The sequence below is a fragment of the Stenotrophomonas terrae genome, assembly GCF_039674165.1.
GTDB classification, from domain to species: Bacteria; Pseudomonadota; Gammaproteobacteria; order Xanthomonadales; family Xanthomonadaceae; genus Stenotrophomonas; species Stenotrophomonas terrae_A.
The window spans coordinates 20,162-46,288 of record NZ_JBDJMY010000016.1; the positions used below are offsets into that span (position 1 = coordinate 20,162).

The following is a 26,127-nucleotide window of genomic DNA, read 5'->3' on the forward strand; positions in this document are numbered from 1 at the left end:
TCATCCTGCCCTGCCGAACACCAGCGAGCAGTTGTTGCCGCCGAAGCCGAAGGAATTGTTCATTGCGTAGTTGATCTGCGCCTGGGCGTTTTCAAAGCGGATCTGCGGGCCGCAGGCGGCATCGGCAATCTCGCTGTTGAGCGTGCCCGGCAACAGACCGTCATCCAGTGCCAGCAGGGCGAACACCGACTCGACGATGCCAGCCGCGCCCAGCGTGTGGCCGGTCCAGCCTTTGGTCGAGCTTGCATGCAGGGTGGCCGGGAACAGTGCCGCCACTGCCGCCGCTTCGATGCTGTCGTTGGCCGGCGTCGAGGTGCCGTGCAGGTTCAGGTAACCCACCGCGTCGGCATCGATGCCGGCGCGCTGCAGCGCGGCCTGCATGGCCAGGCGTGCACCCAGCCCTTGCGGGTGCGGGGCCGACATATGGTGGGCGTCGCTGGATTCGCCATAGCCGGACAGCTGCAGCGGGGTGGGCGGGCCGGCGTCGGCGCGTTCCAGTACCGCATAACCGCCGGCTTCACCCAGCGACAGGCCAACCCGGCGCGCGTCGAAGGGCTGGCACGGTGTTGGCGCCACCAGCTGCAAGGCGTTGAAACCGAACAGCACGCTGCCGCACAAGGTGTCCACACCGCCGACCAGGGCCGCGTCCGCCAGGCCGGCATTGATCAGGCGCGCGGCCTGGGCAAAGACCTTGGCGCTGGATGAGCAGGCGGTGGCGACGGTCACGCAGGGGCCGCCCAGGCCGGTTGCGGCCTGCACGAAATCGCCCAGCGAATGCGGAGTATGAATGCGGGGGCGGTTCAGTGCCTGCGGAAAATGCTGGCTGCCATCAGCTGCCGTTTCCAGCTGGCTGTAGGCCTGTTCAGTGGCACCAATACTGGACGTGGAGGTGCCCATGACCACCGCCACGCGGCCTGCACCATGGCGCAGGCGGACTTGCTGCAGCGCGGCCAGCACGCCGTCCTGCTGCAAGGCGTGCCATGCCAGGATGTTGTTTCTGCAGGAAAATTCTGCAAGATCCGGCGGCAGCGCCTGATCTTCCAGTGCGTCCACCCGGCCAATCCAGCAGGTCAGCGGCGCATCGCCGAAATCATTCGGGCGCAGCCCGCTGCGCTTTTCACGCAGGGCTTGCCGTTGCGCATCCAAGCCCGCCCCCAACGCCGTGGTGGCGGTGTAGGCAAGGATGTTCAGCGGCGCCAGAAGCGGCGGTGAGGCAGACGTCACGTGATCTTCCATGGGTTCGACGGGGCGCGAGTATATCGGCAGGGCGCGGCCAGGCCATCCGGCGGGCGGCCCGTACAGCCGCGTCTCGACAAAATCTTGATGTAAATGAATGTATAAGAGCCTTGCGAATTCATTTGCTCGTTGACGCTCCGCCTTTCAACAGCGCCGGATTTCCGACACAATCTCCGATTCCCGATGCAGGGCCAAGCCCGCTGGCATGCAAGCTTACGTCTATAAAAGCCAACGCAAGCAGGACACCTACGTGTACCTCGCCAAGCGTGATGATTTCGATGTGATCCCGGCTTCGCTGGGTAACACTTTGGCGCCGTATACCTTCGTATTGGAGGTGGCCCTGACCCCCGAACGTCGCCTGGCCCAGGCTGATGTCGCGCTGGTGCGCGCCAATCTGGCCGAGCGCGGTTTCCACCTGCAGGCGCCGCCGTTGCCATTGGCACCGGTGAAGATCGCCCGCATCGACGGTCGCGATGACTGAAGCATTACGTAGCCGCGTAGTTGCCGCCGCGCTGGGCTTGGGGGTGTTGTTGACCCTGGCCACGGCGTTCGGTGGCGTGGTCGCGGCTGTGTGCGGCGTGCTGGCCCAGCCCGCGTTCGCACTGGCGGTGTCGTGGTGGCGGCGCAGCCGCACCGTGACCCCGTCGCTGGCAGTGTTCAAACGCGAGCTTCCCGGCCTGTTGGGGCTGTGGGCCGGCGGTGCGGCGGTGGTGGCGGTATTGGTGTCCTGGCCGCTGGCAGCGCTGCATGACAGCGGCAGCCTGGCGGCGGTGCTGGCATTGAGCATCGCGGTCAGCGTGGCGCTGCTCGCGCTGTGGCGCACCTGGCCGCTGTGGCACGCGATGGAGCGTGAAGACAGCTCGCTGCGGACGCAGTGGCAGGCATTGAGTGGCCGCAGCCTGGATTCCTGGCATGGGCTGGGCGCAGCCGCCCTGGTGCTGCTGCTGTGCGCGGCCATCGTTGCACCGGCCTGGCCGGGCCTGGTCAGCGCTGGCCTGCGCTGGCCGCTGGCCATTGCCACCGCCTTGATCGCCCCGCTGCTGCATCAGCTGCTGCAGTCCATGCGCAGCGCGCCGGTGGCTGGGGCAGGCAAGAACAGCAGCGTGCAGCAGCCGGCGTTTGATCCGTTTGCCGAGGCGCTGGCCGAGCCGGCACCGCTGGAACCCATCGCCCAGCACGAGCTGGTGCCGCAGCTATATGACGCCGCCCGCGGCGGCCGCATTGATCGTGCCCTGCAACTGCTGGACGCCGGTGCGGATCCGCATGCGCCGGCCCCGGCTGACTCGCGCGACCAGCGCAGCCTGGCGGTGCTGGCGGCGGTATTGCCGGACCTGCGCCTGCTGCGTGCGCTGATCAGCCGTGGCGTCGACGTCAACCAGGCCCATCGCGGCATGACCCCGTTGCTGGCGGCAACCCGCGACAGCTGGCACGGTCGCCCCGAAGCGGTGATGACCCTGCTGGCCAACGGTGCCGATCCGCGCACCCCCGATGCCGATGGCAATACGCCGCTGCATCACGCCGCACGCAGTTCCGATCCGGGCGTCGCTGCCTTGCTGCGCGATGCCGCTGCCCACATCGATGCGCTCAACAACGACGGCCACAGCCCCCTAGCGGTGGCCTGCCAGGCTGGCAACTGGCGGCTGGGCAAATTCCTGCTGGAGCGCGGCGCCAAGGTCGAGCCGGCCGATGGCGTGCCGGTGCTGGTACAGGCCGCGGCCACCGATGACGATGACCCGGCCGGTGTGCAGCTGCTGCTCAAGCACAAGGCGCGGCTGGATGCGCGTGACCGTCAGCGCCGCAGCGCGCTGCACGAGGCTGCGTTGGCCGGCCACGTGGATATCGTCGAAACCCTGCTCAACGCCGGTGCCAATGTGGAACCGCGCGATGCCGCCGGCCGCACGCCGTGGCTGGACGCCGCCTCGCAAGGCCACGCCGCGGTGCTGGAGCGCCTGTTGGCGCACAAGCCCGACGTGCATGCCGTTGATGGCGAAGGCAGCAATGCGGTGTTGCTGGCCAGCCGCGCCGAACATGTATCGGCCGCGCTTATCCGCCGCCTGCTGGACCTGGGCATTGCCACCGATGGGGTAGGCAGCGATGGCCGTCGCGCCATCGAGCATGCCGCCGCAGCGGGCCGTTGGAGCATCGTCTCGCTGCTCGACCCGAGCTATCCGTTGCCGGTTGCAGTCAGCGATGCGGCCAGCACTGCCGATGGTGCGGAAGGCGATGCCGTGCCGGTGCTCAATGATCGCGCGCCGCTGGCCTTGCTGCGCGAGGCGCTGGTATTCGGCAACGTCGATGGCATGGCGCCGTTGGCCAAGCTGTGTGCGGCCGATGAACTGGGCGGCCTGCTGCACGATCCTGAGTTGGCGCTGCAGCCGCGCGTGGTGGAATGGCTGCTGGGCCAGGGCGCCGCGCCGGAAGTGCTCGATGCCTGCGGTGATACCCCCATGTTTGCCCTGCTGTCGCGCGGCGTCGATGCGATTCCCACCCTGCAGGTATTGCTGCAGCAGGGCGTGTCGCCGGCCGGTCGCGGTGGCCTGACCCGCTTCCTGGCGGCCTGCGCGCAGCACGACCACGGCGCACGCAGCACCGAACAGTTCGCACTGGAATTGCTGGAGCGTGGCGCCGATCCGTTTGCCGCCTCGCCGGCGGGTGATCCGGCCTTGTCGCTGGCCGTGCGCCTTGGCTGGTTGAAGCTGCAGCAGACGCTGCTGCTCAACGGGGTTGATCGCGAGGCCCGCGACAGCCACGGCATGACCGCCTTGCACCTGGCCACCGCGCTGGCCCGCGAGTCCGCACTCAAGCAGCTGGTGCTGCAGGGTGCATCGCCCGATGCACGCGCCGCCGATGGGCAGACGCCGCTGGGCGTTGCGCTGTCCAGCGGCCGTCGTGATCTTGCCGACCTGCTGGACTGGCGCGGCTGGCAGCTGCCGCTGCGCGCGCTGCGCGATGCCGATGTTGCTGCGGCGGCGATGGCCGGCGATGCCGATGCGGTGCGTCGCCTGCTCAATCTTGGTTTTGCCGTCGATGCGGTCGACGCGCAGGGCTGCACCGGCCTGCTGCGTGCAGCCGGCGGCGGTCATGCCGCCGTGGTGGACCTGCTGTTGTCGCGCAGTGCCGATCCGCAGCATGCCGCGGCCAGTGGTGCCACGCCGTTGTCGGCGGCGGTGAGCATGCGCCAGACCACGATCGTGGCGGCGCTGCTCAATGCCGGCGCCAAACTCGAACACCGTCTGCCCGGCGGCGTCACCGTCTTGATGCTGGCGGCCGCGTTGGGCCTGCCGGATATCGTCGCGCGCCTGCTCACCGCCGGCGCCGATGTACATGCCGGTGATGACCAGCAGCTGGCGCCGCTGCATTGCGCCGCGCTTTATGGTTTCACTTCGCGTGACCGCTCACGCCTGCTGGCCTTGCTCGATACCCTGCTGCTTGCCGGCGCCGAACCGGACCAGGCCTCGGCCGGCACGGTAACGCCGCTGCTGTTGCTGCTGGGCGCACGCGCCGAGCCGGGCACGGCCTGCGACGAGAGCGTGGTGCTGGCTGCGGTGGAACGCCTGCTCGACGAAGACGTGTCGCTGGACGTACGCGACCCGCGCGGCTTCGGCCCGCTGCATCTGGCTGCTCTGCACGGGCTGCCGCAACTGGTGCAGCGCCTGCTGCGTGCCGGTGCCGATCCGGAAATGCGCGACGCGATCAACCGCACCCCGCGCGACATCGCCATCATGCGTGGCTTCATCGACGTCGCTGGCGAATTCGAACCGGCAGTGCCGGGCGTGTCATCGATGGCGCGCTTCCTGCGCGATCACAGCTGATCGCATTGCCTGCGCGGGTTGCAGCCGCGAGCGGCGTAGTTCCCGCATCGCGCAATGGCAGCAAGCAGCGGCACTTCGAATGCAGTTGAAAAAAGGGCGCCAATCGGCGCCCTTGTTGCATCAGCTCACGCGCAGGACTTACCTGCCTGCGCCCGGCGGTACCCAGATCGCCACGCCGGCGGCGCGCTTCTGCTGGGTGGGGATGCCGACGCTGAGGCCACCTGCGGTATGCCGGCCAAAACTGCCCGCGCCCACCGACATGCCGACCGGCGAACCACCGGCGCCGACGCCCATCAGGATCACGCCGTTGGCGCCGAGTGCGGCGGCCTCGCGCTTGAGCCGGGCAATGGCGGCATCGGTCTGGCCCTGGGTGCCAAAGCCGACCGCGCTGGAGGATTCAAGCTGGGCGATCTCCACCGAACCGGCTGGCGGGGTGGAATAGATCTGCACAGTGGCCGGGTCCACCGGCGCGCGCGCCTGGCCCAGCATGACCTTGGAGGTGCTGGCGCAGCCGCCCAGTGCCAGGCTGGCGCCAAGGGCGAGGGCAGCAATAGCGAGTGCAGGTTTCATGGTTTCACTCCCCGGTGATCGGTAATTGCGGATGATCCATGGCAACGGCTGAATCAGTCGAGAACTTCCGGCCAGGGCGAGGGCCTTTTGCTTCGCACCTGTTCCCGGCTATCTTGCAGTCTGTATTTGGTGGAGGAAAGCACATGGGGCTGATCAGCCTGATTTGGGGAATTATTGCCCTGTTGTGGATGATTCTGGCTTTTATTCCGCTATTGGGCTGGGGGAACTGGGTTCTGATCCCGTTCGCGGCGGTGGGCGCGATCATCGCCGCCATCGGCCTGCTGTTCACCCATGCCAGCAAGCGCGGCCGGGCCAAGACCGGCCTGCTGCTCAACGCGATTGTCATCGTTGTGGGCGTGATCCGCCTGAGCATAGGCGGTGGCATCATCTGATACGGGGCGGGGCTGGGGGCCGGCGAGGTACCGCCTGGGGGCGTAAAATAACGGGGCTGGCCGGAGGCCCTCCGGCGCCCTTTGCCTGTTGCAGGCAGCTTCCGCTCCCCGATGATCATCCGCCCCCGCCCGACTGGTTGGCAGTTGCTGTACATCCTGCGCGGCTCCATCGTGCCGGCCATCGCCCCCAAGGTGCTGGCCATCGGCGTGCTGGCGGTGCTGGTGGCGGCATTCAGCCGCAGCTGGCATCCCTTGGGAGGCAGCGGCCTGTCGGTGGTGCCGTTCACCCTGCTGGGCCTGGTGCTGTCGATCTTCCTCAGTTTCCGCAACAACGCCTGCCACGACCGCTGGTGGGAAGGCCGCAAGCTGTGGGGCCAGTTGCTGATTGAATCGCGCAGCTTCGCCCGCGAGGCCGCTGCGCTGCTGGCCGCCGAGCCGCAGCTGCGCCAGCGCAGTACCTGGCTGGTGATCGGCTTTGCCAGCGCCCTGGCGGCGCGCCTGCGTGGCCGCGACGAGCTTGCTGCCTGCGCGCCATGGCTGCAGCCGGACCAGACTGCGGTACTGGCGCGGCGCAATGTTGCCGATGGCGTGTTGAACCAGCTGGCCAGCGAACTGGCCGTGCCGCTGCGCGAAGGCCGGTTGGATCCGTATCTCTACGCCCAGTTCGAAGCGCGCCTGCATGGCATGGCCAGCGTGCAGGCCGGCTGTGAGCGCATTGCCGGCACGCCGCTGCCGTTTGCCTACACCTTGCTGCTGCACCGTTGTGCCTGGCTGTTCTGCGTGCTGCTGCCGTTCGGCCTGGCCGGCGCGCTGGGCTGGGCCACGCCGGTGGTGTCGATGCTGCTGGCCTATGCCTTCTTCGGCCTGGACCAGCTCGGCGAAGAGATGGAAGAGCCGTTTGGCCTCGAACCCAACGACCTGCCGCTGGACGCCATGGTGCGTACCATCGAAATCGATCTGCTCGACGCGCTGGGCCACAGCCCGCTGCCCGAGCCATTGCAGCCGCAAGGTTACCGGCTGCAATAACCCTGTTTCCAGAATCAAGGAGTACCGCGATGATCCATCCCCAGTACCGCCCGCGCCGCATGCGTCACGATGAATTCTCGCGCCGGCTGATGCGCGAAAACACGCTGACCAGCAACGATCTGATCTGGCCGGTGTTCGTGCATGAACTTGATGGCCGCACGCCGGTGGCCTCGATGCCGGGCGTGGACCGCATGTCCATCGACGAGCTGCTGCGCGAGGCCGAGCAGGCGCTGGAACTGGGCGTGCCGGTGATCGATCTGTTCCCGGTGATCGACCCGTCGCGCAAGTCGCTGGATGCGGCCGAAGCCTGGAACCCGGAGGGGCTGGCGCAGCGCGCCGTGCGCGCGCTCAAGCAGCGTTTCCCCGAGCTTGGCGTGATGACCGACGTGGCGCTTGACCCGTACACCACGCATGGCCAGGACGGCATCATCGACGACACCGGATACGTGCTCAACGACATCACCGTCGAGGCGCTGGTCAAGCAATCGGTATCGCATGCCGAAGCGGGTGTGGACATCATTTCGCCATCGGACATGATGGACGGCCGCATCGGTGCTATCCGCACCGCGTTGGACGATGCACGGCATATCAACGCGCGCATCATGGCCTATTCGGCCAAGTACGCGTCGGCCTTCTACGGCCCGTTCCGCGATGCGGTGGGCAGCTCCGGCAACCTGGGCAAGGCCGACAAGAAGACCTACCAGATGGATCCGGCCAACAGCGACGAAGCCATGCGCGAGATCGCGCTGGATCTGGAAGAAGGCGCCGACATGGTGATGGTCAAGCCGGGCATGCCTTACCTGGATATCGTGCGCCGGGTGAAGACCGAGTTCGGCGTGCCGACCTTTGCGTACCACGTCAGTGGCGAGTACGCGATGTTGAAGGCGGCTGCGGCCAACGGCTGGCTGGACGAGCGCAAGTGCGTGCTGGAGACGATGATCGGCTTCAAGCGTGCCGGTGCCGATGGCGTGCTGACCTATTACGCACCGCAGATCGCGCGTTGGTTGAAGGAGGTGTGAGATGAATGTTCCCGGTCTTGAGGGCTACAACTGGGCGGTGTGGCTGATTGGCGTGCTGGTGTTCGCCGTGGTGATTGGCGTGTTCATTGCCGCCATCGTGCGCGCCGGTAAGCGTCCGCCGCAGCTGCACTCTGCCGTCGAGCGGCTGCAGCGCGAGGCAGGGCAGGGTACGGATGTACAGGCCAAGCTGCGCGAGCTGGATCTGCGCAGGCAGGGCGGGCAGATCAGCGAGACCGAGTACGAGGCGATGCGCGCTGCGGTGTTGGCAGGGAAGTAGCTTTTGCTGGAGCTGGAAGCTTTAAGCAGAAGCACCCCTCCCCAACCCTCCCCTTGGCCTGCGGCCAAAGGGAGGGGGCTGGTGCTGCAGGCTGCCAAATATTGCCGGGGCGGCCGCTTGTCTCCCTCCCTTTCGCGTAGCGAAGGGGAGGGCCGGGGAGGGGTTGGCTCTCGCCTCAACGGCAGGACTCATCCCCATCAACAACCGGCGCCTTCATCCGGTACAGATCCATGCCGCCTGCCCTTGGCGCCCGCGCCTTGCCGCTGACCACCAGCTCGCCCGGCTTGTTGGCATCGATAAGCGCGCCACGCGTGTCGCTGTCGGCACTGTTGAACGATAGGTCCAGCAGGCGCGGCTCGGCCCACTGACCTTGCCGGCACTGTGACAACCACAGCTGGGTTCCGCCCTGCGCATTGGTACGGGCAACGATCACCCCGCGTCCGCCGCCCAGCCAGCTTGCATCCACTTCGTCGGCAGGCGTGCTGATGCCGGCCAAGCCCGTCACGGCGGCAAAGCCGTCACCACTAGCCCGCGCCTGCCACAGATCCCAGCCGCCGCTGCCGCCGCCGCGATTGCTGGCAAACAGCAGCCGGCCATCGTCGGCCAGCGCCGGCGAGCGCTCGTCCTGGCGGGTATTGATGGCCGGGCCCAGATTCTGCGGCGCCGCCAGGCTGCCATCGGCTGCTACCGCCGCCCGGAACAGATCCAGGCCGCCGTGCCCGCCCTTGCGGTTGGATGCGAAGTACAGCCACTGCCCGTCGCTGCTGAGAAAGGGGTCCAGCTCATCGGCGCTGCTGTTCAAGGCCAGTGGCTGCGGAGCGGTCCAGCGCTTGTCCTGCAGCTGCGCCTGCCACAGGTCCCAGCCGCCGGCACCGCCGGGGCGGGTGCTGGCCCAGATGATGCGCTGCCCGTCAGTCGACAGCGTTGCGCGCATTTCATCGGCGCCGGTGGAAACTATGCCCATGCCCTCGATGCCGAATTCGGAAAGCGCCGAGGCGATCGGGGTAAAGGGTAAACTCAGGCTCAGCGCGAGCAGCAAACGTCGGGTCCGCATAAGGGTCCAGTCAGCAAAATCCCGTCCAGTCTAGGTCATGCAGAGGATCCCAATGAGCGCACCACGCTACGCAGTTTTCGGCCAGCCCATCGCCCATTCGCAGTCGCCGCGCATCCAGTCCGCGTTCGGCAAGGCACATGGCATCGAAGTGGACTACCGCGCCATCGAGGCCTCGCCGGAAGATTTCGCTGCGGCGCTGGAAGCCTTTGCCGCCGACGGCGGCGTTGGCGCCAACGTGACCCTGCCGCACAAGGAAGCCGCCTTTGCGCTGTGTGCCACCACCACCTCGCGCGCCCACCGCGCCGGCGCGGTCAACACCTTGCTGCGCAAGGGCGAGCGCTGGCACGGTGACAACACCGACGGCATCGGCCTGGTGCGTGATCTCACCGGCCGCCACGGCCTGGACCTGCGCGGCCGCCGGGTGCTGCTGCTCGGTGCCGGTGGTGCTGCACGCGGTGTGGCACCGGCCTTGCTGGACGCAGGCATCCTCGAGCTGATCGTGGTCAACCGTTCGCCTGAGCGTGCCGATGCGCTGGTCGATGCGATGAGTGAACCCGGCCGTGTCATTTCCGCGTACTGGGATGCGCTGCGCGAACAGGGCGACTTCGAACTGATCATCAATGCCACCTCGGCCGCGCGTGGCGACGGCAGCGGTTTCAACCTGCCGCTGTCGCTGGTCAACAGCATGACCACGGCGGTGGACCTGAACTACGGCGAGGCTTCGATTCCGTTCCTGGCCTGGGCGCGTGCGGCCGGCTGCCGCAACAGCTTCGATGGCCTGGGCATGCTGGTGGAACAGGCGGCCGAGAGCTTCCAGCAATGGCATGGCATGCGCCCGGAAACCGATGCGATCTACGCCGAGCTGCGTGGCCGCGACGCGTTGCTGGTCACTGCGGACTGAGGCCGGCCCATGCAACCCACGGAATTGTTGACCACCTTGCTGGTTTCCATCGGCTACCGCCTGCCGATCCTGATTGCTCTTGGCGTGGCGTTGGTGATGTTGATCGATACCCCGCGCGGCAAGGTGCGCAGCGTAGCCTTGTCGGCGCTGGCCTTGCTGCTGGCGGTGGCCATGATTGGCGGCGTGCTCAGTGCAGTGCCCCTGCTGCTTATCGCAAGCGGCAATTACAGCAGCGTGGGTTCGATGAATACGCTGTTCAGCATAGGGCACCTCGGGTTGTCGCTGTTCGAAGCGGTGGGCTACGTCCTGCTGGCCTGGGCGCTGGTGCAGGCCCTGCGACGCCCGCAGGCCCCCGGCAAAGCCTGAGCCACCAACGCATTCGGTGAATGCGGGCGGGTATGGGAAAATACCCGCCTTGATTGAGCTGCGGGCAGGTTGGCGTGACGGAAAAAGTAGAAGCACCACGGGCGCTGACCGAGGACATCAAAACCGGCATCCGTGACGCTTACAGCAAGCTGCAGGCAAACACGCCGGGCTTCAGCACGCGCCGTTCGCAGAGCCAGATGATCGGTGTGGTGTCGCGCGCGCTGGGCACTGGCGGGGTCGGCGTGGTGGAAGCGCCCACCGGCGTCGGCAAGAGCCTGGGTTATCTGACCGCAGGCGTGCCGATCGCACTGGCCAGCAAGAAGAAGCTGGTGATCAGCACCGGCACCGTGGCGTTGCAGTCGCAGCTGGTCGAGCGCGACATCCCCAATTTCCTCAAGTCCACCGGCCTGCAGGCTACCGTTGCGTTGGCCAAGGGACGAACCCGCTATCTGTGCACGCGCAATGCCGCCGAAGCGCAGGGCGAAGGCGTTCAGGAGGGCATGTTCGGCGACGACGTGCAGCTCTACGACCGGCCGTTGGCGCCGATTGAAATGGACGTTGCCGAGAAGCTGACCAAGGCCTTCATCGAAGGGCGTTGGAATGGCGATCTGGACAGCGCTCCGGAAAACGTCACCCCCACGCTGCGCATGCGCATCACCACGCCGGCCTCTGCCTGCGCCGGGCGCCGTTGCGCGTATTCGTCGCAATGCCCGGTGCAGCGCGCGCGCACTGAAGTGCGTGATGCACAGATCATCGTCACCAACCATGCGTTGCTGCTGTCGGCCTTGTCATTGGGTGACAGCGACAGCGGCCAGCCGCTGATCGCAGCGCCTGGCGAAATGCTGCTGGTGCTGGACGAAGGCCATCACATCGGCAACGTCGCCATTGACCAGGGTGCAGCCAACCTGCCGCTGGACGACATGGCAAAACGCACCAGCCGCCTGCAGATCCTGATTGCCGGCGCCTACCGTGCGGTGGACAAGGACAAGCTCGGCAACCTGTTGCCCAACGAGGCCATCGATGTGGCGTCGCGCGTCAGCAAGTTGCTCAAGTCCTTCCGCGATGACATCGGCAACGTGTGGATTCCGCAGCCCGATGACCGCGAGCCGATGTGGCGCGCTGCCAACGGTCGCCTGCCTGAATCCTGGCGGCAGCCGATCGAAGTGCTGGCCGACGAAACCCGCACCTTGCTCAACTGGGCAACGGCAGCCGCTTCGGCGGTGGCCAAGGGCAAGCAGGACGATCCCGCCGTCGAGCGCCTGCAACGCAACCTGGGCATGGCCCAGGAAATGATCGAGCAGCAGTACAACCTGTGGGCCGGTTGGCGCCGCGAGGACAAGGAAGGCCAGCCGCCGATCGCGCGCTGGGTGACCATGTCACGCGATGGCGATTACATCCTGCATTGCTCGCCGGTGTCGGCGGCGATGGTGCTGCGCAAGCTGCTGTGGGACGAAGTGGACTCGGTGGTGATGACCTCGGCCACGCTTACCGGCGGCGGTGATTTCCAGTCCCTGGCGATCGACAACGGCATTCCGGAAGAAGCGGAGATGGTGTCGCTGGCTTCGCCGTTCGACCTGCCCAACCAAGCCGAGTTGATCGTGCCGCAATTCCCGGTGACCCCGGATGACCGCGAGCGTCATCCCAAGGAAGTAGCCAAGTACCTGGCCGCCGAACTGGACTGGGACAAGGGCAGCATGGTGTTGTTCACCTCGCGCTGGAAGATGGAAAAGGTAGCCGAGCTGATGCCGGCGACGCTGCGCAAGAAGGTGCTGGTGCAGGGTGACGGCGCCAAGCAGAAGATGATCGACGAGCACATCCGGCGCACCTCGGCGGGTGAGGGCTCGGTGCTGTTCGGCTTGAATTCGTTTGGTGAAGGCCTGGACCTGCCGGGCGAGGCCTGCACCACGGTGGTGATCACCCAGGTGCCGTTCGCGGTGCCGACCGACCCGCAGACCTCGACCTTGAGTGAGTGGTTCGAGAGCCGCGGCTTGAACTCGTTCAACCTGATTGCGATTCCGCATGCATTGCGGACGTTGACACAGTTCTCCGGGCGTTTGATCCGTACCTCGACCGATACCGGGCGGGTGATCATTCTGGATTCGCGTCTGCTGACGCGGCGCTATGGCAAGCGCATCATCGATTCGTTGCCGCCGTTCAAGCGGGTTATTGGCTGAGTGAAAATCCCCCAGCTGGCGCTACCATCCGCCAACCCGTAAAGTTCGCCGCCTTCCCCCGAATACCGAAAACCATGGCCACCCCGCACGCAGCCTTCCCCTGGACAGCGCACCTGCAGCGTCTGCAGCAACGCGACAGCACCTTGGCAGTGTTGGCGGCAGCGCCCATGTTCGCTGCCGAAGAAAAAGCGCTGACTTCTGCAGGGCAGGCACTGGAGCAGCTGTTGCTGGCCGGTGAGCATCTGCTCAAGGCAGACGCCGATGTTGGCTTGGTGGCTGACGAGTTGCGTCGCTTCCAGAAGTTCGCGCCGCCGGGACGGCCGTCGGTGCAGATCGTGCAGCTGCGCAGGCAGCAGTCGACCGTGCAGCAGGCGCAGCGGATCGCACGTCAGGCATTCATTCGCAATGCCGATGGTTTCGCGCGGGCGCTGGGGTTGGACGTGCCGCAGAAGCTGGGCGTAGTTGAAACTGTGATGCGTTGGCTGCGCGCCAACCTCGCGTAAGGCAGTTCTCCAGCTCCCTCCCTTGCGCAAAGCGCAGGGGAGGGTTGGGGAGGGGTGCCTTGGCCGTGGCTCGAGCTTTGGCAGTTGCAGTTGCTCTGGACTTTGACTCACCGGGCCCCTTCTGTAGCGACGGAGCCGGCAGACAAGACCCCGAACGGGGCGACGTGCAGGACGCACGTCGTTTTTCGACGATACAGGGATGTATCGTCGAAAAATCCTGACGGCGGAGTGGACCCGCGTCGCGTAGCGGCGTGGGCGCGGAGGCAGGGTGTGCTTTCTTTTGGTTATCTTTTCTTTGCACAAGCAAAGAAAAGTGACTCGCTCCCCGAAGGGGAGTGAAAGCTCTTGCCTTTGCCTTTGTCCTTGCCCTTGCCTCAACGGCAATCAAGATCAAGATCAAGGGCTTTCGCCCGCCTGCGGCGCGCGAGCACACCTTTCTTTGCTTGTGCAAAGAAAGGTGGCCCAAAGAAAGCACACCCTGCCTACGCGCCTTCCGCGCTGCGCGCTCCAGGTCCACTCCGCTGCCGGGATTTTTCGACGATACATCCTTGTATCGTCGAAAAACGGCGTGCGTCCTGCACGCCGCCCCATGCGGGGTCTTGTCCGTCAGCTCCGTCGCTGCGGAAGGGGACCCGGTAGGTCAAAGTCTAGAGCCACGGCCGAAGCCGAAGCCGAAGCTACCCCTCCCCAGCCCTCCCCTTGCCTGCGGCAAAGGGAGGGGGCTAGAGCAACAGCAACAGCAACAGCAACAGCAACAGCAGCAACAGCAACAGCAACAGCAACAACAGCAACAGCAACAGCAACAACAGCAACAGCAACAGCAACAACAGCAACAACAGCAACAACAGCAACAGCAACAGCAACAGCAACAGCAACAGCAGGGATCTTCGTTACTGCCCTCAGTGCCTTAGTGCCACAAGCCCAGGATCAGGCCGAACAGCACGAACTGTGCGGTGTGGTAGCCACCATCGATCGCCCACAACTTTCCGCTGCGCTGCGCGAACTGATAGTTGATGCCGAAGCTCGCCGCGACCATGCCAAAGCCTACGACCAATCCGCATAGCAATGCCTTGCGCAGTTCCGGTGCCGGGCCGATGAACCAGGCGAACGCGAACGCCGCCAGCAGCGAAAACAAGAACGCCACGCCAAATACCTTGCCCGGATGCCCCGGCGGTACTTCGCCGCCGTTTTCAAGGTTCCATGCGCGGCCAAACAGCACCGGTGAATACCACAGCCCGCCCAGCAGAAAGCTCGATACAGCGGCCAGCACCACGGCATAAACGTTCATGCGTTTCCCCAAAGCAGTGAGCGATGCCGCATCCTAGCGCCGCTGCAGGTACTTGCGTAGCCGCGGCCCAAAAAGAAGACCGGCGGGTTTCCCCGCCGGCCTCCTACCTCTCACACGTTTGCGGCGATGCCGCTCAGGCTTCCAGTGCCGCTGCCGGGCCGAAGAACTCGTAGTGGCTCTGCGTTTCCGGCACGCCGACATCGCGCAGTAGTTTCTTCACCTGCGCCATGAACGGCTTCGGCCCGAGGAAGTAGGCCTCGACGTCGCGCTCGGCCGGCAGCCACTGCTCCAGCAGCTCGCGGCTCAGGAAACCATCGGCATCGGCCTTGTCGCCGGGCAGCGCATCGCTGTAGCAGGTGTAGCTGCGCAGCTGCGGGTGCTGCTTCTGCTTGTCGGCGATGAAATCACGGAATGCGTGCACCTGGCCATTGCGTGCGCAATGGATGAAGTGCACCTGGCGGCCGCTTGCCAGGGCGTGCTCCAGCATCGGCAGGGTCGGGGTGATGCCGACGCCGCCGCTGATCAAGGCAATCGGGCGCTCGCCTGCAACTAGGGTGAAATCACCGGCCGGTGCGAACAGCTCCAGTGTGTCGCCGACCTGCACCTTGTCATGCAGATAGTTGGACACCTTGCCCATGTCTTCGCGCTTGACGCTGATGCGGTAGCCGCGGCCATCTGCGGCACGCGACAGTGAATAGTTGCGGCGCACCTCCTGGCCGTCGAGCTGCAGCTTCAAGCCGATGTACTGGCCTGGTTGGAAATCCACCACCGCGGCGCCGTCTACCGGCTGCAGATGGAAGGAGGTGATCTCGGCGCTCTCGCGGACCTTGTCGGCCACACGGAAACTGCGGGCGCCACGCCAGCCGCCAGGCGCGCTTTCGTTGGCGGCATAGGCCGACTCCTCGGCGCCGATCAGCAGGTCGGCCAGCATCTGGTAGGCGGTGCCCCAGGCGTCGATGATTTCGTCGGTGGCAACGTCCGGCCCCAGCACTTCGCGGATCGCGCGCAGCAGGTAGTGGCCGACGATGGGGTAGTGCTCGGGCAGCACCTGCAGGGCGACGTGTTTGGCCACGATCTGCCCAACCAGGGGGCCCAGTGCTTCCAGCCGGTCGATGTTCTTGGCGTACATCAGCACCGCGTTGGCCAGCGCTCGCGGCTGGTCGCCACTGAGCTGGTGCACGGGGTTGAAAAGGGGGCGCGCCGCATCGCTCTCGGTCAGCATCAGCCCGTAGAAATGCTTGGTCAGCGCTTCGCCGCCGGTCTCCAGCAGGGGGACGGTCGCCTTGATGAGGTCACGTTGGGTGGAGCTGAGCATGGTGAGAGGTTCCTGCTGCGGGGGTGACCACATGTTCCCCCTTCACCTGCAGCGTTCTCGATGATTTAAGTCAAGGAGTGGCCGGATTGATGGGCTGAATGCGGCTCATGCGCAGTCACCGCGCCTGGCGGAATCGCAATGCCTGCAAGCCTTGCACGAGCCCTTCGCGGCGAGAGAGAAGCGTAGTGCCGAGCCATGCTCGGCAAGGGGCTTCACCGGTAAGCCACAGCCGACCGGCAAGGCCCAGCCGAGCATGGCTCGGCTCTACAACAGCGGGGCGTGTTTGCGAGCGCGGAAAGCTCAGTCCGCTTCGGGGCGGTTCAATGCCGACGTCATGGCTGCTGCATCCTCGCGGTTGAGGAACAGGTACTCCAGTTCGGCATTGCCGAACTTGTCTTCCAGTTCCTGCTTGCGCACCGGATGGTTGCCGAAGCGGAAATGGGTGCTGCCGTCATCGACGTTCTCGATGGCGTACACGCCGAAGGACGGCGGATTTGTCAGGGTGCCTTCCAGCTTGACGGATGCCGGGTCGATGGCGCGCTGGATGAGGTCTTCTAGATCGATCATGGCGTAGCAACAGGACTGATGGGGGTGTTTGGGGGAAGTGGAATCGCTGGCGCGGCCCACGTCAATGCGTTTGATGCTTCCAGTTGCGTCGCTTGCCATCGGATAACCACTCGATGGCCAAGGCAATACGCTGCTGGCGGGTACTGTCACGTTTGGCTTCGCCTATCCATTCCAGATAATCGCGTTGGTAGCCGGGTGTGAAACCGTCAAAGTGGGCCTTGGCTGCCGGTACAGTTGCCAACGCTTCGGCAAACGCCGGCGGCATCGGCAGCGGCGCGCGCGGAGCGGCTTTGGGCCGGCTTGCACCGGCATCAATCCGCTGCGTGGCGGCGCGCAGCTGGTTGCTGAATTCGCGTTTGCCGGGCAGGTCGCGCAGCGACTGCAGGCGGCCGTACTGGCCCATGGCCGAGTCGTCGCCCTTGCCATCGGCGCGTTGCCAGAAGCCCAGCGTGGCGTGCGCCTTGAATGCAGCCATGCCGCACAGCAGTTTGCCCTTGTAGAGGAAGGCTGGCATGCCCCACTTGATCGCCTCGGTGGCCGCGCCGCAGCCGCTGTGCACACGCTGGCGGATCTCGCGCAGGATGGGCTGGGCGAAAGCGGCGGCATTGGCGATGTAGGCGTCGACGCGGGGATCGGCTGTGGACATGACTGGCCTCGGATGGGCGCAGCCTGCCGTCACTTGCGCACTAAAACAAGCCCATCGTGGCGATGGGCTCGAATGCCAGCTGATTTGGCACGGTCAGGTACGGCGGGCGTGCCTTGCCAGGCCACTGCACAGTGCGATGAAGGCGGTGAAGGCGGCCATCGACAGGAACTGCAGGCGGGTTTCCGGGGTGAGCAGCAGCAGCGCGAAGATCAACGCCAGGATAGCCAGCGCCAGCACCGTCAGGAACGGGAAACCGGCCATCCGGAACGGCAGCGGCGTGCCCAGGCGGTCGGCGCGGCGGCGCAGGATCAGCTGCGACACCAGGGTGATGGTCCAGACCAGCAGGCAGGTGGAGCCGACCACGTTGAGCAGCACCGGCAGTACCTTGTCCGGGTAGATCAGCTCCAGCACGGTGGCGGCAAAGCCGAACAGCACGCTGGCCAGCACCGCCACCACCGGTACCTGGCGCGTATTGGTGACGCCCAGCCAGCGCGGCGCCTCGCCACGTTCGGCCAGCGAATAGATCATCCGCGAGGCGCCGTACAGATTGGCATTGAGCGCCGACAGCAGGGCGATGACCGCGATCAGGGTGATGGCGGTGGCCGCACCCGGGATGTTGGCCACCTGCAGCACGGCGGCAAACGGCGATTTGAGGGTGGGGCTGTTCCACGGCACCACCGCGATGATCACGCCGATCGAACCGATGTAGAACACCAGGATGCGCCAGGCCACGGTGCGGATGGCGCGCGCCAGGCTGCGTTCCGGGTCCTGGGTTTCGGCCGCGGCCACGGCCACGATCTCGGTGCCGCCGAAGGCGAAGATCACCACCAGCAGCGCCGCACCGATGCCGGCCAGGCCCTTGGGCATGAAGCCGTCGTGGCCGGTGATGTTGGCCAGGCCCGGCGAGGGTACGTCCGGCAGCAGGCCCAGCAGCAGGGCGATGCCGATCAGGATGAAGGCGATGATGGCGCCGACCTTGAGGATGGCGAACCAGAACTCGAATTCGCCGTAATTGCGCACACCCATCATGTTGATGACGGTGAACACCACCATGAACGCCAGCGAGGTCAAGGGCACCGAGAGCTGCGGCCATACCGAGGCCAGCAACCCGGCCGCACCAACCGACTCGGCGGCGATCACCACCACCAGCTGCGCCCACCACAGCCAACCCACGGTGGCGCCGGCAGTGGCGCCCAGGGCATCGGCGGCATATACCGAGAACGCGCCGCTTGCCGGCCGTGCGGCGGCCATCTCGCCCATGGCGTGCATCATGATGATGACCAGGGTGCCCGCTACCAGGTAGGAGATCAGCACCGCCGGACCGGCTGCCTGGATACCCACACCCGAGCCCAGGAACAGGCCGGCGCCGATCGCGCTGCCCAGCCCCATCATGATCAGCTGGCGTGGCTTGAGTGCACGTTCCAGCTTCTGTGGAGGAGTGCTGGCCGGGGCGGAAGAAGTGCTGGGCATCGGCAGGAGTTTCGGTGTTGAGAAGGGCGACACGATACCGCGTCCGTCCGCTGTCGTGTCCGCCCCGGTGCCTGCGGCCGCCGACAAATCGCTACGATGATTGCCTCGGCGCCGTTGTGCGCCTGCAGCAAGTGGTGGTTGCATGCGCGGTCTGGATTTCAGCTCTTGGCAGGGCCTGCTGTCGACCTTGTTTGGCCTGGCGATCATCACCCTCATCGGTGTAGGCATTCGCTTGTTGGTGATGCAGGTGGTGCAGCAGAAGCGTGAAGCGGCCAATCGGCAGATCAACGAAAGGCTGAAAACCCTGATCGCCGCCTACAAGACCCTGGGCGGCTCCTTTACAGGTGATCTCAGCGTTGACCCCAGCCATCTGCGCGACCTGCGCCGACGCGCTGCCGAGCTGGCACAGGGCCAGGCGGTGACCACCGCCGAGGGCACGGTGCTGCTGCCGGTGGTGGACCCGGGCGAGGCCGGTGAGCGCGCCCGGCGCATCCGCGATGCGGTGGAAGCGGCGTTGTCGGACGTGATCCTGCTGGGCACCGAGGAACAGGTGCGGCTGGCCGCGCGCGCTGCCACCGACATGGTGGAAGGCCGGCCGATCCATACCGCCGAGCTGGTGGTGTCGCTGCGCGATTTCATCCGCAGCGTATTGGACCTGGAAGTGATTCCCGCAGCCGTCGCCATTCCGCAGCAGGGGCCGTTGCGCCCGGCCGGCAGCGGTGGCGGTGGCAAGGGTGGCGGCAAGGCGGGAGACAAGGAAGGCGGTGGTGCCGGCAAGGGCGGTGCTGGCGCCGGTGGTGGCATGGGCGGCATGGGGGCCGGCATGGGCATGGGTGCCGGGTTGGGCTACGGGGCGGGGCGCAGCGGGGATGATGACCCCGAGCGCGGGCCCTGAGCACCCGCCCTGGCCGTTACAGCAGGCCGGGGATCAGCATCCGGGTGCGCGCCGCATAGTCGGCATAGGCCGGACCGAAATGCGCCGCCAGGAAGCGTTCTTCCTGGCGCAGCTTGGCCCAGAACGAGGCCAGCACGATCAGCACGGCGATAACCCCGCGCCAGTCGCCGACCATCAGCGCGTTGCCGCTGAACATCAGCAGCAGGCCGCTGTAGATGGGGTGGCGCACGCGTGCATAGGGGCCGCTGGTGATCAGCTCATGGGCTTGCTTGATCTGCACATTGCCGCTCCAGTTGCGGCCCAGCCGCCAGCGCGCCCAGATCGCCAGGACCACACCGCAGATGCACAGCAACAGGCCAATCGTGTAGACCGGCAGCGAATGCGGCACAAACTGCTCGCGCAGCCAGCTATGCCCGAACCATGGTCCCGGGCCGAGCAGCAGCACTGCCACCAGCAGCGGCAGCCAGTACACCAGCAGCTGTTTCCAGCGTGATTCGGTGCGCGTCACCGGCTTGGCCTGCAGGGCGGTCACGCCCCAGTAGACCAGCAGGATCAGCCAGCACAGTTTCAAGCCCAGATCGAAGGCCAATGGCATTGCCTGCACCGCGCATTGTGTGGGGCGAGCGGCAACCTTATACCGCTGCCCGGCCAAGCTTGTCAGCAGCGGATGAACGCCGCGCACTGCCCAGCCGCAGCGCTGCACTCAGGCAATGCGTTCAACCCGGCACTGCCGGCATAACGGGTAGTTTTCCAGCAGCGGCAGGATCGCCGCATGCATGCGCTCGAAACTCTCGCCGTACATGTACAGCGCGGTTTCGGTGGGGCCCTGCCAGTGGCTGTTGACCATGCCCAGGCCTTCCAGGCGGCGCTCGCATTCGTCATGCACGTGGTTGGAATCGCATACCTCGTAGATTTCCTCCGGCAGCGCGGTGCCGTTGAGGTAGAGGCCCAGGCCCTCGTGCCGGCCCAGCGCGATGCGCTTGCCGTCGCTGCCGGCGATCATGTACGAACCTTTCGGTGCCAGCATCGCTTCGAACAGGCGCCCGACCATGGCCACCCTGTCGGGGCTGAGGTCATCCACACGCACTTCGATGTCGCAGGCGGCTACTTCGCCGTTGTCGGCGAGCAGGGTGCCGCCGCCTACTACCTCAGCGCCCAGGTCATGCGCATTGCAGGCATCGCTGAATGCGTCTTCCAGCTCGGCACGGTGCATCGGTTGCAGGCGCGCGTTGAGCGTGACGATGACCACGCCTGCGGTTTTCTTCTTGAACATTCCCAGCATTGCTGACTCCGGCGACAAGGAACGGGCGTTCCCAGCCGTGGCCGGTCAACATTCCCCCTGCGCGCAGTATCGGCAGCGAGGTGTGCAGACCAGGTGCAGATTCCGTGAGATCCATCACGATTGTGCCGGGCCGGCTGTTCAGCGTCAGCCCATAGATGCTGAACAGCCACGCGGCACAATGGGCATCGGGCAGACTGGCCCGATGCCCGCACTGCCTTGCGGCGATGCTTACTTCCAGCGCGACTTGCCGCGGATGTAGCGGGCGGCGTCTTCCAGCGAGGTGGGCAGGTATTCCGACCACAGGTTCGGCGGGTAGGCGTTCTGGTAGGTGTCGTAGACGTCGCGGAACAGATCCATGTGCACCACCGGCTGGCGCTTGCGCGCACGCAGCTCGGCGATCGGCACGCGGCCCAGCACCAGGGTTTCTTCCTTGCTTTGCGCCTCGGCGATGGCCTTGCCGCTGGGGTCGTACAGGGCGGTGCCGCCTGAGCCCGGGTCATCGAAGTAAGGGCCGTTGTCCGGCGAGATCGAGTTGTTGACGATCGAGGAGTAGACGCCGTTGTACATCGCGCAGGCGGCGACATCCATTTCCGAGAAACCGCCCGAGGCGGTGCGCAGGAACACCTCGGCGCCCTTGAACGCCATCGCCCGGAACAGCTCGGGTTCGCGCTGGGTGGAGCTGGTGCAGATGTTGCCGAGCGGGGTGCGGGTGACCGGTACCACTGCGTCACGGCCGTACATTTCCACGTAGCGGTCGAGCACGTCGTAAGTGGTGGTGGTGAACAGCTCGAAATCCGGGAAGGCACCCTTGAGGTTGCGCGGCTTCCAGTGCTTGTCCACGATCTCGCCCTTGTCGTTCATGATCGTGGTGATCGACAGCACGTGGCCCGGCCAATCCGGGTCAGTGGCGTAGGCGCCAAACACGATCCAGGTGCCGTACTGGCGTGCCTTCTTGGCGATGGCCTCGGTTTCCTCACCGGGAATGGTGATGGCGAACTTGAGGATTTCCTCACGGGTCCACTTGCGCCAGCCGGTGAGCGGGAATTCGTGGAACTGCAGCAGGTCGGGTTTGGCGTGGTAATGCGCCTTGTCGATCAGGTCCAGCATGTGCGCCAGGTTGGCCTTGGTGGCCGACTTCCATTCGCGCGCATCGAAGCTGTGCACGCGCGACTGCACCAGGCCCAGGGTCCAGGCCGGCTTGGCCAGCTCCACGGTTGCATAGGTGCCATCGGTGCGCTCATTGAGCGCGTCCGGGCCCTTGCCCATTGCCGCCTGCGCCGGTGCCGAGGCACCCAGCAGGGACGGGCCAACCGCGCCCAGCGCGGCCAGGCCGGCGGCACTGCCCAGGAAATGTCTGCGGGTGTTGCTCATTGCGTACCTCGGTGGTTGATAGCCTGGATCATGTTGGTTGCGGTTGCGGTTGCGGTTGCGGTTGCGGTTGCGGTTGCGGTTGTTTGTGCAGTTGCAGTTGCCCCGGCTACTGCCTTCGCCTTCGCCTTCGCCTTCGCTTTCGCCTTCGGTTTTGTTTTTGTTCTTTTGCTTTTTGCTTTTTGCTTCTGGCTTCTGGCTTCTGGCTTCTGGCTTTTGGCTTCTGGCTTTTGGCTTTTGCAATTGCTTTTGCAATTGCTTTGGCTTTTGCTTCTGCAGCTTCCCTTCTCCCGCTTGCGGGAGAAGGTGCCCCGAGGGGCGGATGAGGGGAGCTTTAAAGCTTTAAAAGCTTCCCCTCACCCCAACCCCTCTCCCGCATGCGGGAGAGGGGCTCAAGCAGTATCTGCAGTGTTCAAACAAACTCGGGGCGCCATCGCGCCCCGAGTCATCATTCCGTTTGCGTAATCAGATCGGGTCGCCGTTGAAGCTCTCGCCCTTGATCTTCTGCCAGTCGCGGCTGACGAACTTCTCGTCGATCAGGGTGCGCTGTACCAGCACGCCGTTCTTGTACCAATGCCAGATGCGGTTGCGCATCTGCCCGCAATCGGAGAGCTGGATCATCTCGTACAGCTCCAGACCTTCCTCGCCCTTGCGCTTCCAATACAGCATGACGGTGCGGTGGTGATCGTCCAGCGGCACTTCGGCGGCCCAGCCGTAGATCAGTTCGTTGTCGAAGATCACCCGGCCAAATTCATAGCGCGTCGGGAAGTCACGCACTTCCACCTTGCCGTCGGCCCAGCTGTAGTGGTTGGTCTGGTGGTAGGGCAGGTTTTCGTCGCTGGTGAAGCGGCAGATCAGGCGCGACTTGTGCTCATCGATCTTGTCGCCATTGGCATCGTAATAACGGTACACGCCGTCCCAGACGCCTTCGTGGCGGGCCAGCAGCGGCATGTGCAGTTGCATGTTCGGCATTGCGGTTTCCCTTGTGGTCGTATTGATGTCATCAGTTGAGGCTGGGCCTCATTCGTTGCGAAGTGCATCCATCACTTCTTCCATCGGCACGTCCATAGCACCGCCTTCCAAGGCCTCGGTTTCCTGCTGCACGATGCGCAGGACCCGGGCGATGTATTCCTTCATCCACAGCGTCCGCTGGGCTTCGGCCTCACGGTCCGGTCGGAACTGGTCCAGTTCCTCGCTGCTGAGCAGGCCTTTGCTTTCGATCAAACGTTCCAGCGCATCCAGCCGCTGGTGGGTCACCGCGTTCTCCATGGCGATGGCCATGGCGATGGAGAGCACGCGCTCGACATCCGGGTCCTTGAAGAAGTACGGACGCTTGCCACGGGCGCGGCTGCCGGCCAGGGCGATCGGATCGATGCTCATGCTTTCCACGCTCCAAACATGGTCCACAGCGCAGCACGGCCGTGGTCTTCGCCGCTTTCGCTGGCGACCGGGAAGATGTCCCGGTCGACCACGCCGCGGACTTTGGTTTCGAAATAGCGTTCGGCATCGAAGCCAGCCGCGGCCATCATCTGGCGCAGGTCGTACTCGTGCATCACGCTCCAGAACGGCTCGTTGTTGTTGTACGCATCCCAGTCACGGATGAACTGCTCGTATGGGTCCATGCCGTGGTACTGCGGCTGTTCCAGATGCGCGGTGAGGCCGCCGGCTGCCAGCAGGCGATGGATTTCGCGCAGTTTGCGCGGCATCGCCGTGGCCGAACTCTCGTGCCAGAACATCGAGGTGGTGATCAGGTCGAACGCGCCGTCCGCATAATCCAGCGCCTCGCCATTGGCCTGGCGGAAACGGATGTTGTTCACCCCCAGGGCGCGGGCGCGTGCATGCGCATAACGCAGCATCGGTGCGGCCACGTCGATGGCGATCACCTCGGCGTCCGGGAAGGCCTGCGCCAGCGGCACGATGTTGTGGCCGACCGTGCAGCCGATATCGAGGATGCGGCGCGGCTTGAATTCGGGGTGCTGTTCTTGCAGCCACTGCGCCAGTGCCTGGCCGCCGCCATCGTTGTAACGGCCGAGCATGCCGCCGGTGGTGGCGAAGATGCCGCAGTCGTAGTTGGCGGCCGCCGATACGTCATCGGCCAGCAGTTCGGTGTGGTAGCCGCCGGGCATGCAATGGATGTCGACGGCGCTGGAGTAGCGCGGCACCTTCACCGATGCGTCCAGCTGCAGGCCATCGTCACTGGCATTGAGCGCGCGTGCCTTGTCGATCAGCGCATCCACCTGCTTGAGCACCAGGCCGCGACCGGCCTGCTGGCGCATCTCCATGCTGCTGCGGCGCAGGGCGCTCCAGGTCTGGTAGATGCCATCGGCAGCCATCGCCTTGCGTACTTCGTGGCGGGTTTCCGGGGCGCGGCCTTTTTCCTTCTCGAACGCCGGCTTCACCCGCTGCTCGTAAGCCAGCTTGACCTTGGGGCTGAGCTGGGTGGCCAGGTAACCGTTGAGGTTGGCGAGGAAATCGAAGCGTGCCGTGTCATCGAGCGCGCTGTCAGGGAACACCGCGTGGCGGCCTACGTGCTGCCAACTCGGGGGTAGGGCTTGCTGGCTCATGGCAACTCCTCGAAAGGCTTCAAGTTCTAAAGTTATATCTATATGTCATGCGGATCTGCTCAGGGTCAAGCGTCCGTTGGTACCAGTGCGGCGGATGCCGCTATGTGGGCCATGAACGGCGTTGATGCCGGCCGCCACCAGGCCGCCCTCACACCCCCGAATCCCGAATTTCTCAAATGTCCGGACAAAATACCAGTGCCGATTTTCACATCGTCGCCAGGTCATTTCTTGTTGCAAAGCAACATCTTGCGCAATCCCGCCAAGGCCTGCTGCTGCAGCGTTTTCACACGCCCCAGCACTGCCACGGGATCTGCGACATAGGTTCTACAAATGATTGGACAATCATGTACTAATGATATAGCTATATGACATCTTTGATGGGTCAACAGACTCGTCTTCCGTGGTCCGGAGCACGCCAGCCGCTGGCTTTCTGGCTCCACTTCAACCGGGGGGTTAGACGTGATTCGAATGTCATCCGTTTTGCTGGCTGCCGCAATTGCACTTTCGCCACAGGCGAAAGCGCTGGATCTGCAGTCCGAACAGGGCAGCGTTGAGGCAATGGTCAAGCTGCGTTGTTCGCTGGACCCGAAACAGGAAGAGATCCTGTGGTGGGCCGGCACCTTGTTCTCGCAGGAGCCGGGGCAGAAGCCGGCACCGCAGCTGGGCTTCGAGGGCTACAACATCTGCCGTGCCGAAAAGCAGGCCGATGGCGTGTGGCGCCTGTATACCCGCGAGCTGACGTTCTACCGCGACCTGAAGACCGGCAAGATCATCGACAGCTGGGACAACCCGTTCTCCGGCGAACGCAACGAGGTGGTGCAGGTTGCCAACGACCCGGTCAACACCGTGCTCAATGCACCGGGCCGGCCGCTGCACCTGCCGTGGGTGGAAGCCGGTGACCAGGTGATGTTGACGCTCAACATTCCGTTGGCCTATCCCAACCCGCTGCAGCCCAGCGAATTCCCCGCTGAATCTTCCGGCCCCACCTACATGGGCTCGGAGCATTTCATGTTTTTCGCGCCCCGCGCGGACCTCGAAAACCCGGCGCTGAAGAGCGTGCCGGTCACCTACGGCTGGACCCGCATCGGGCCGTGGCTCCCCTGGATGAAGCTGGGCACACGCCCGGGCAATCTGCTGTACGTCGCGCAGGGCAACAAGCGCGCCTCGGTCAGTGAACTGCCTGCCGATATCCAGGAACTCGTCCGTACCCGCTACCCGGAGTACGCACGCGCACCTGAAACCTGGGTGCAGCCCAACGTCACCAGCTGGAGCTACTACAAGCAGCTCAAGCAGGGCGCGGCGGCGAAACAGCAGGACTGAAGTACGGAAACACAGGACGGAACCCTCCCCCAAGACGGCGCATCCATCCTCCCAATCCATTCCGATCAAACTTTCCAGTCGG

28 protein-coding genes are annotated in these 26,127 nt (G+C 65.2%); 13 read left to right on the forward strand and 15 right to left on the reverse strand.

Going from position 1 to position 26,127, the window contains the following annotated elements; genetic code table 11:
• On the reverse strand, nucleotides 1-1,200 hold the full coding sequence (locus ABE493_RS09405; RefSeq protein ID WP_346498729.1) for a beta-ketoacyl-[acyl-carrier-protein] synthase family protein: 1,200 nt from the start codon (nucleotides 1,198-1,200) through the stop codon (nucleotides 1-3).
• Between the two features lie 241 nt (nucleotides 1,201-1,441).
• On the opposite strand from ABE493_RS09405, the gene ABE493_RS09410 reads away from it, so the two are divergent.
• Together ABE493_RS09410 and ABE493_RS09415 are read left to right on the forward strand one after the other, a co-directional pair.
• The gene (locus ABE493_RS09410; RefSeq protein ID WP_057626938.1) at nucleotides 1,442-1,717 is read left to right on the forward strand and encodes a YcgL domain-containing protein; all 276 of its coding nucleotides are present in this window, start codon (nucleotides 1,442-1,444) and stop codon (nucleotides 1,715-1,717) included.
• Nucleotides 1,710-5,048, forward strand: a complete 3,339-nt coding sequence (locus tag ABE493_RS09415) for an ankyrin repeat domain-containing protein (protein WP_346498670.1) — start codon at nucleotides 1,710-1,712, stop codon at nucleotides 5,046-5,048. The genes ABE493_RS09410 and ABE493_RS09415 overlap by 8 nt, the downstream gene beginning before the upstream one ends.
• Nucleotides 5,049-5,186: 138 nt before the next feature.
• Here the strand turns inward: ABE493_RS09415 and ABE493_RS09420 are convergent, their stop codons facing one another.
• Nucleotides 5,187-5,618 (reverse strand): hypothetical protein, encoded by a 432-nt coding sequence (locus ABE493_RS09420; protein ID WP_346498671.1) that lies wholly within the window; start codon nucleotides 5,616-5,618, stop codon nucleotides 5,187-5,189.
• A 143-nt stretch (nucleotides 5,619-5,761) separates the two neighbouring features.
• On the opposite strand from ABE493_RS09420, the gene ABE493_RS09425 reads away from it, so the two are divergent.
• The 4 genes from ABE493_RS09425 to ABE493_RS09440 all read left to right on the forward strand — a co-directional run bounded on the left by ABE493_RS09425 (nucleotide 5,762) and on the right by ABE493_RS09440 (nucleotide 8,332).
• The gene (locus ABE493_RS09425; protein WP_057626941.1) at nucleotides 5,762-6,010 is read left to right on the forward strand and encodes a hypothetical protein; all 249 of its coding nucleotides are present in this window, start codon (nucleotides 5,762-5,764) and stop codon (nucleotides 6,008-6,010) included.
• 111 nt (nucleotides 6,011-6,121) lie between these two features.
• Nucleotides 6,122-7,036 (forward strand): bestrophin family protein, encoded by a 915-nt coding sequence (locus tag ABE493_RS09430; RefSeq protein ID WP_346498672.1) that lies wholly within the window; start codon nucleotides 6,122-6,124, stop codon nucleotides 7,034-7,036.
• A gap of 29 nt (nucleotides 7,037-7,065) precedes the next feature.
• Entirely contained in the window at nucleotides 7,066-8,055 is a 990-nt protein-coding gene (gene hemB / locus ABE493_RS09435) for a porphobilinogen synthase (RefSeq protein WP_346498673.1), read from the forward strand.
• Between the two features lies 1 nt (nucleotide 8,056).
• Nucleotides 8,057-8,332 (forward strand): SHOCT domain-containing protein, encoded by a 276-nt coding sequence (locus ABE493_RS09440; protein ID WP_346498674.1) that lies wholly within the window; start codon nucleotides 8,057-8,059, stop codon nucleotides 8,330-8,332.
• 175 nt (nucleotides 8,333-8,507) lie between these two features.
• Here the strand turns inward: ABE493_RS09440 and ABE493_RS09445 are convergent, their stop codons facing one another.
• On the reverse strand, nucleotides 8,508-9,386 hold the full coding sequence (locus ABE493_RS09445; RefSeq protein WP_346498675.1) for a TolB family protein: 879 nt from the start codon (nucleotides 9,384-9,386) through the stop codon (nucleotides 8,508-8,510).
• Between the two features lie 52 nt (nucleotides 9,387-9,438).
• Between ABE493_RS09445 and aroE the strand changes: the two genes are divergently transcribed.
• The 4 genes from aroE to ABE493_RS09465 all read left to right on the forward strand — a co-directional run bounded on the left by aroE (nucleotide 9,439) and on the right by ABE493_RS09465 (nucleotide 13,330).
• A complete protein-coding gene (aroE, locus tag ABE493_RS09450) occupies nucleotides 9,439-10,287 on the forward strand; it encodes a shikimate dehydrogenase (protein WP_346498676.1) in 849 nt (282 codons plus the stop codon).
• Between the two features lie 9 nt (nucleotides 10,288-10,296).
• A complete protein-coding gene (locus ABE493_RS09455) occupies nucleotides 10,297-10,653 on the forward strand; it encodes a hypothetical protein (RefSeq protein ID WP_346498677.1) in 357 nt (118 codons plus the stop codon).
• Nucleotides 10,654-10,727: 74 nt separating this feature from the next.
• Nucleotides 10,728-12,827, forward strand: coding sequence for an ATP-dependent DNA helicase DinG (gene dinG / locus ABE493_RS09460; RefSeq protein WP_346498678.1), 2,100 nt, complete (start codon nucleotides 10,728-10,730; stop codon nucleotides 12,825-12,827).
• A gap of 74 nt (nucleotides 12,828-12,901) precedes the next feature.
• A complete protein-coding gene (locus ABE493_RS09465) occupies nucleotides 12,902-13,330 on the forward strand; it encodes a hypothetical protein (RefSeq protein WP_346498679.1) in 429 nt (142 codons plus the stop codon).
• Between the two features lie 722 nt (nucleotides 13,331-14,052).
• Here ABE493_RS09465 and ABE493_RS09470 read toward each other — a convergent pair.
• The 6 genes from ABE493_RS09470 to ABE493_RS09495 all read right to left on the reverse strand — a co-directional run bounded on the left by ABE493_RS09470 (nucleotide 14,053) and on the right by ABE493_RS09495 (nucleotide 18,622).
• Nucleotides 14,053-14,205: a hypothetical protein gene (locus ABE493_RS09470; protein ID WP_346498680.1), complete on the reverse strand. Its 153-nt coding sequence runs from the start codon at nucleotides 14,203-14,205 to the stop codon at nucleotides 14,053-14,055.
• 32 nt (nucleotides 14,206-14,237) lie between these two features.
• Nucleotides 14,238-14,618 carry a DUF1761 domain-containing protein gene (locus ABE493_RS09475; RefSeq protein WP_346498681.1) on the reverse strand — a complete coding sequence of 127 codons (381 nt, stop codon included), beginning with the start codon at nucleotides 14,616-14,618 and terminating at the stop codon, nucleotides 14,238-14,240.
• A 133-nt stretch (nucleotides 14,619-14,751) separates the two neighbouring features.
• Nucleotides 14,752-15,933 (reverse strand): NO-inducible flavohemoprotein, encoded by a 1,182-nt coding sequence (gene hmpA / locus ABE493_RS09480; RefSeq protein WP_346498682.1) that lies wholly within the window; start codon nucleotides 15,931-15,933, stop codon nucleotides 14,752-14,754.
• Between the two features lie 300 nt (nucleotides 15,934-16,233).
• Nucleotides 16,234-16,500 carry a hypothetical protein gene (locus ABE493_RS09485; RefSeq protein WP_057626952.1) on the reverse strand — a complete coding sequence of 89 codons (267 nt, stop codon included), beginning with the start codon at nucleotides 16,498-16,500 and terminating at the stop codon, nucleotides 16,234-16,236.
• Between the two features lie 61 nt (nucleotides 16,501-16,561).
• A complete protein-coding gene (locus ABE493_RS09490; RefSeq protein ID WP_346498683.1) occupies nucleotides 16,562-17,146 on the reverse strand; it encodes a YdeI/OmpD-associated family protein in 585 nt (194 codons plus the stop codon).
• A gap of 93 nt (nucleotides 17,147-17,239) precedes the next feature.
• The gene (locus tag ABE493_RS09495; RefSeq protein ID WP_430980749.1) at nucleotides 17,240-18,622 is read right to left on the reverse strand and encodes an amino acid permease; all 1,383 of its coding nucleotides are present in this window, start codon (nucleotides 18,620-18,622) and stop codon (nucleotides 17,240-17,242) included.
• A gap of 136 nt (nucleotides 18,623-18,758) precedes the next feature.
• Here ABE493_RS09495 and ABE493_RS09500 point away from each other — a divergent pair, with 136 nt between their 5' ends.
• Nucleotides 18,759-19,511, forward strand: a complete 753-nt coding sequence (locus tag ABE493_RS09500; RefSeq protein WP_346498685.1) for a hypothetical protein — start codon at nucleotides 18,759-18,761, stop codon at nucleotides 19,509-19,511.
• Nucleotides 19,512-19,527: 16 nt separating this feature from the next.
• On the opposite strand, the gene ABE493_RS09505 is transcribed toward ABE493_RS09500, so the two are convergent.
• The 3 genes from ABE493_RS09505 to ABE493_RS09515 all read right to left on the reverse strand — a co-directional run bounded on the left by ABE493_RS09505 (nucleotide 19,528) and on the right by ABE493_RS09515 (nucleotide 22,164).
• A complete protein-coding gene (locus tag ABE493_RS09505) occupies nucleotides 19,528-20,106 on the reverse strand; it encodes a methyltransferase family protein (RefSeq protein ID WP_346498686.1) in 579 nt (192 codons plus the stop codon).
• A gap of 108 nt (nucleotides 20,107-20,214) precedes the next feature.
• Nucleotides 20,215-20,784, reverse strand: coding sequence for a hypothetical protein (locus ABE493_RS09510; protein WP_346498687.1), 570 nt, complete (start codon nucleotides 20,782-20,784; stop codon nucleotides 20,215-20,217).
• 237 nt (nucleotides 20,785-21,021) lie between these two features.
• Nucleotides 21,022-22,164, reverse strand: coding sequence for a nitrilase-related carbon-nitrogen hydrolase (locus ABE493_RS09515; RefSeq protein WP_346498688.1), 1,143 nt, complete (start codon nucleotides 22,162-22,164; stop codon nucleotides 21,022-21,024).
• Between the two features lie 30 nt (nucleotides 22,165-22,194).
• On the opposite strand from ABE493_RS09515, the gene ABE493_RS09520 reads away from it, so the two are divergent.
• Nucleotides 22,195-22,626, forward strand: coding sequence for a hypothetical protein (locus ABE493_RS09520; RefSeq protein ID WP_346498689.1), 432 nt, complete (start codon nucleotides 22,195-22,197; stop codon nucleotides 22,624-22,626).
• Here the strand turns inward: ABE493_RS09520 and ABE493_RS09525 are convergent, their stop codons facing one another.
• From ABE493_RS09525 to ABE493_RS09535, 3 genes are read right to left on the reverse strand one after another with little or no spacing between them, the layout of a single operon-like run.
• The gene (locus ABE493_RS09525; protein WP_062170515.1) at nucleotides 22,627-23,133 is read right to left on the reverse strand and encodes a hypothetical protein; all 507 of its coding nucleotides are present in this window, start codon (nucleotides 23,131-23,133) and stop codon (nucleotides 22,627-22,629) included.
• A 48-nt stretch (nucleotides 23,134-23,181) separates the two neighbouring features.
• Nucleotides 23,182-23,541, reverse strand: coding sequence for a hypothetical protein (locus ABE493_RS09530; RefSeq protein WP_346498690.1), 360 nt, complete (start codon nucleotides 23,539-23,541; stop codon nucleotides 23,182-23,184).
• A complete protein-coding gene (locus tag ABE493_RS09535) occupies nucleotides 23,538-24,725 on the reverse strand; it encodes a class I SAM-dependent methyltransferase (RefSeq protein WP_346498691.1) in 1,188 nt (395 codons plus the stop codon). The genes ABE493_RS09530 and ABE493_RS09535 overlap by 4 nt, the downstream gene beginning before the upstream one ends.
• Nucleotides 24,726-25,193: 468 nt before the next feature.
• Between ABE493_RS09535 and ABE493_RS09540 the strand changes: the two genes are divergently transcribed.
• A complete protein-coding gene (locus ABE493_RS09540) occupies nucleotides 25,194-26,045 on the forward strand; it encodes a DUF1838 family protein (RefSeq protein ID WP_346498692.1) in 852 nt (283 codons plus the stop codon).
• Nucleotides 26,046-26,127 lie beyond the last annotated feature (82 nt).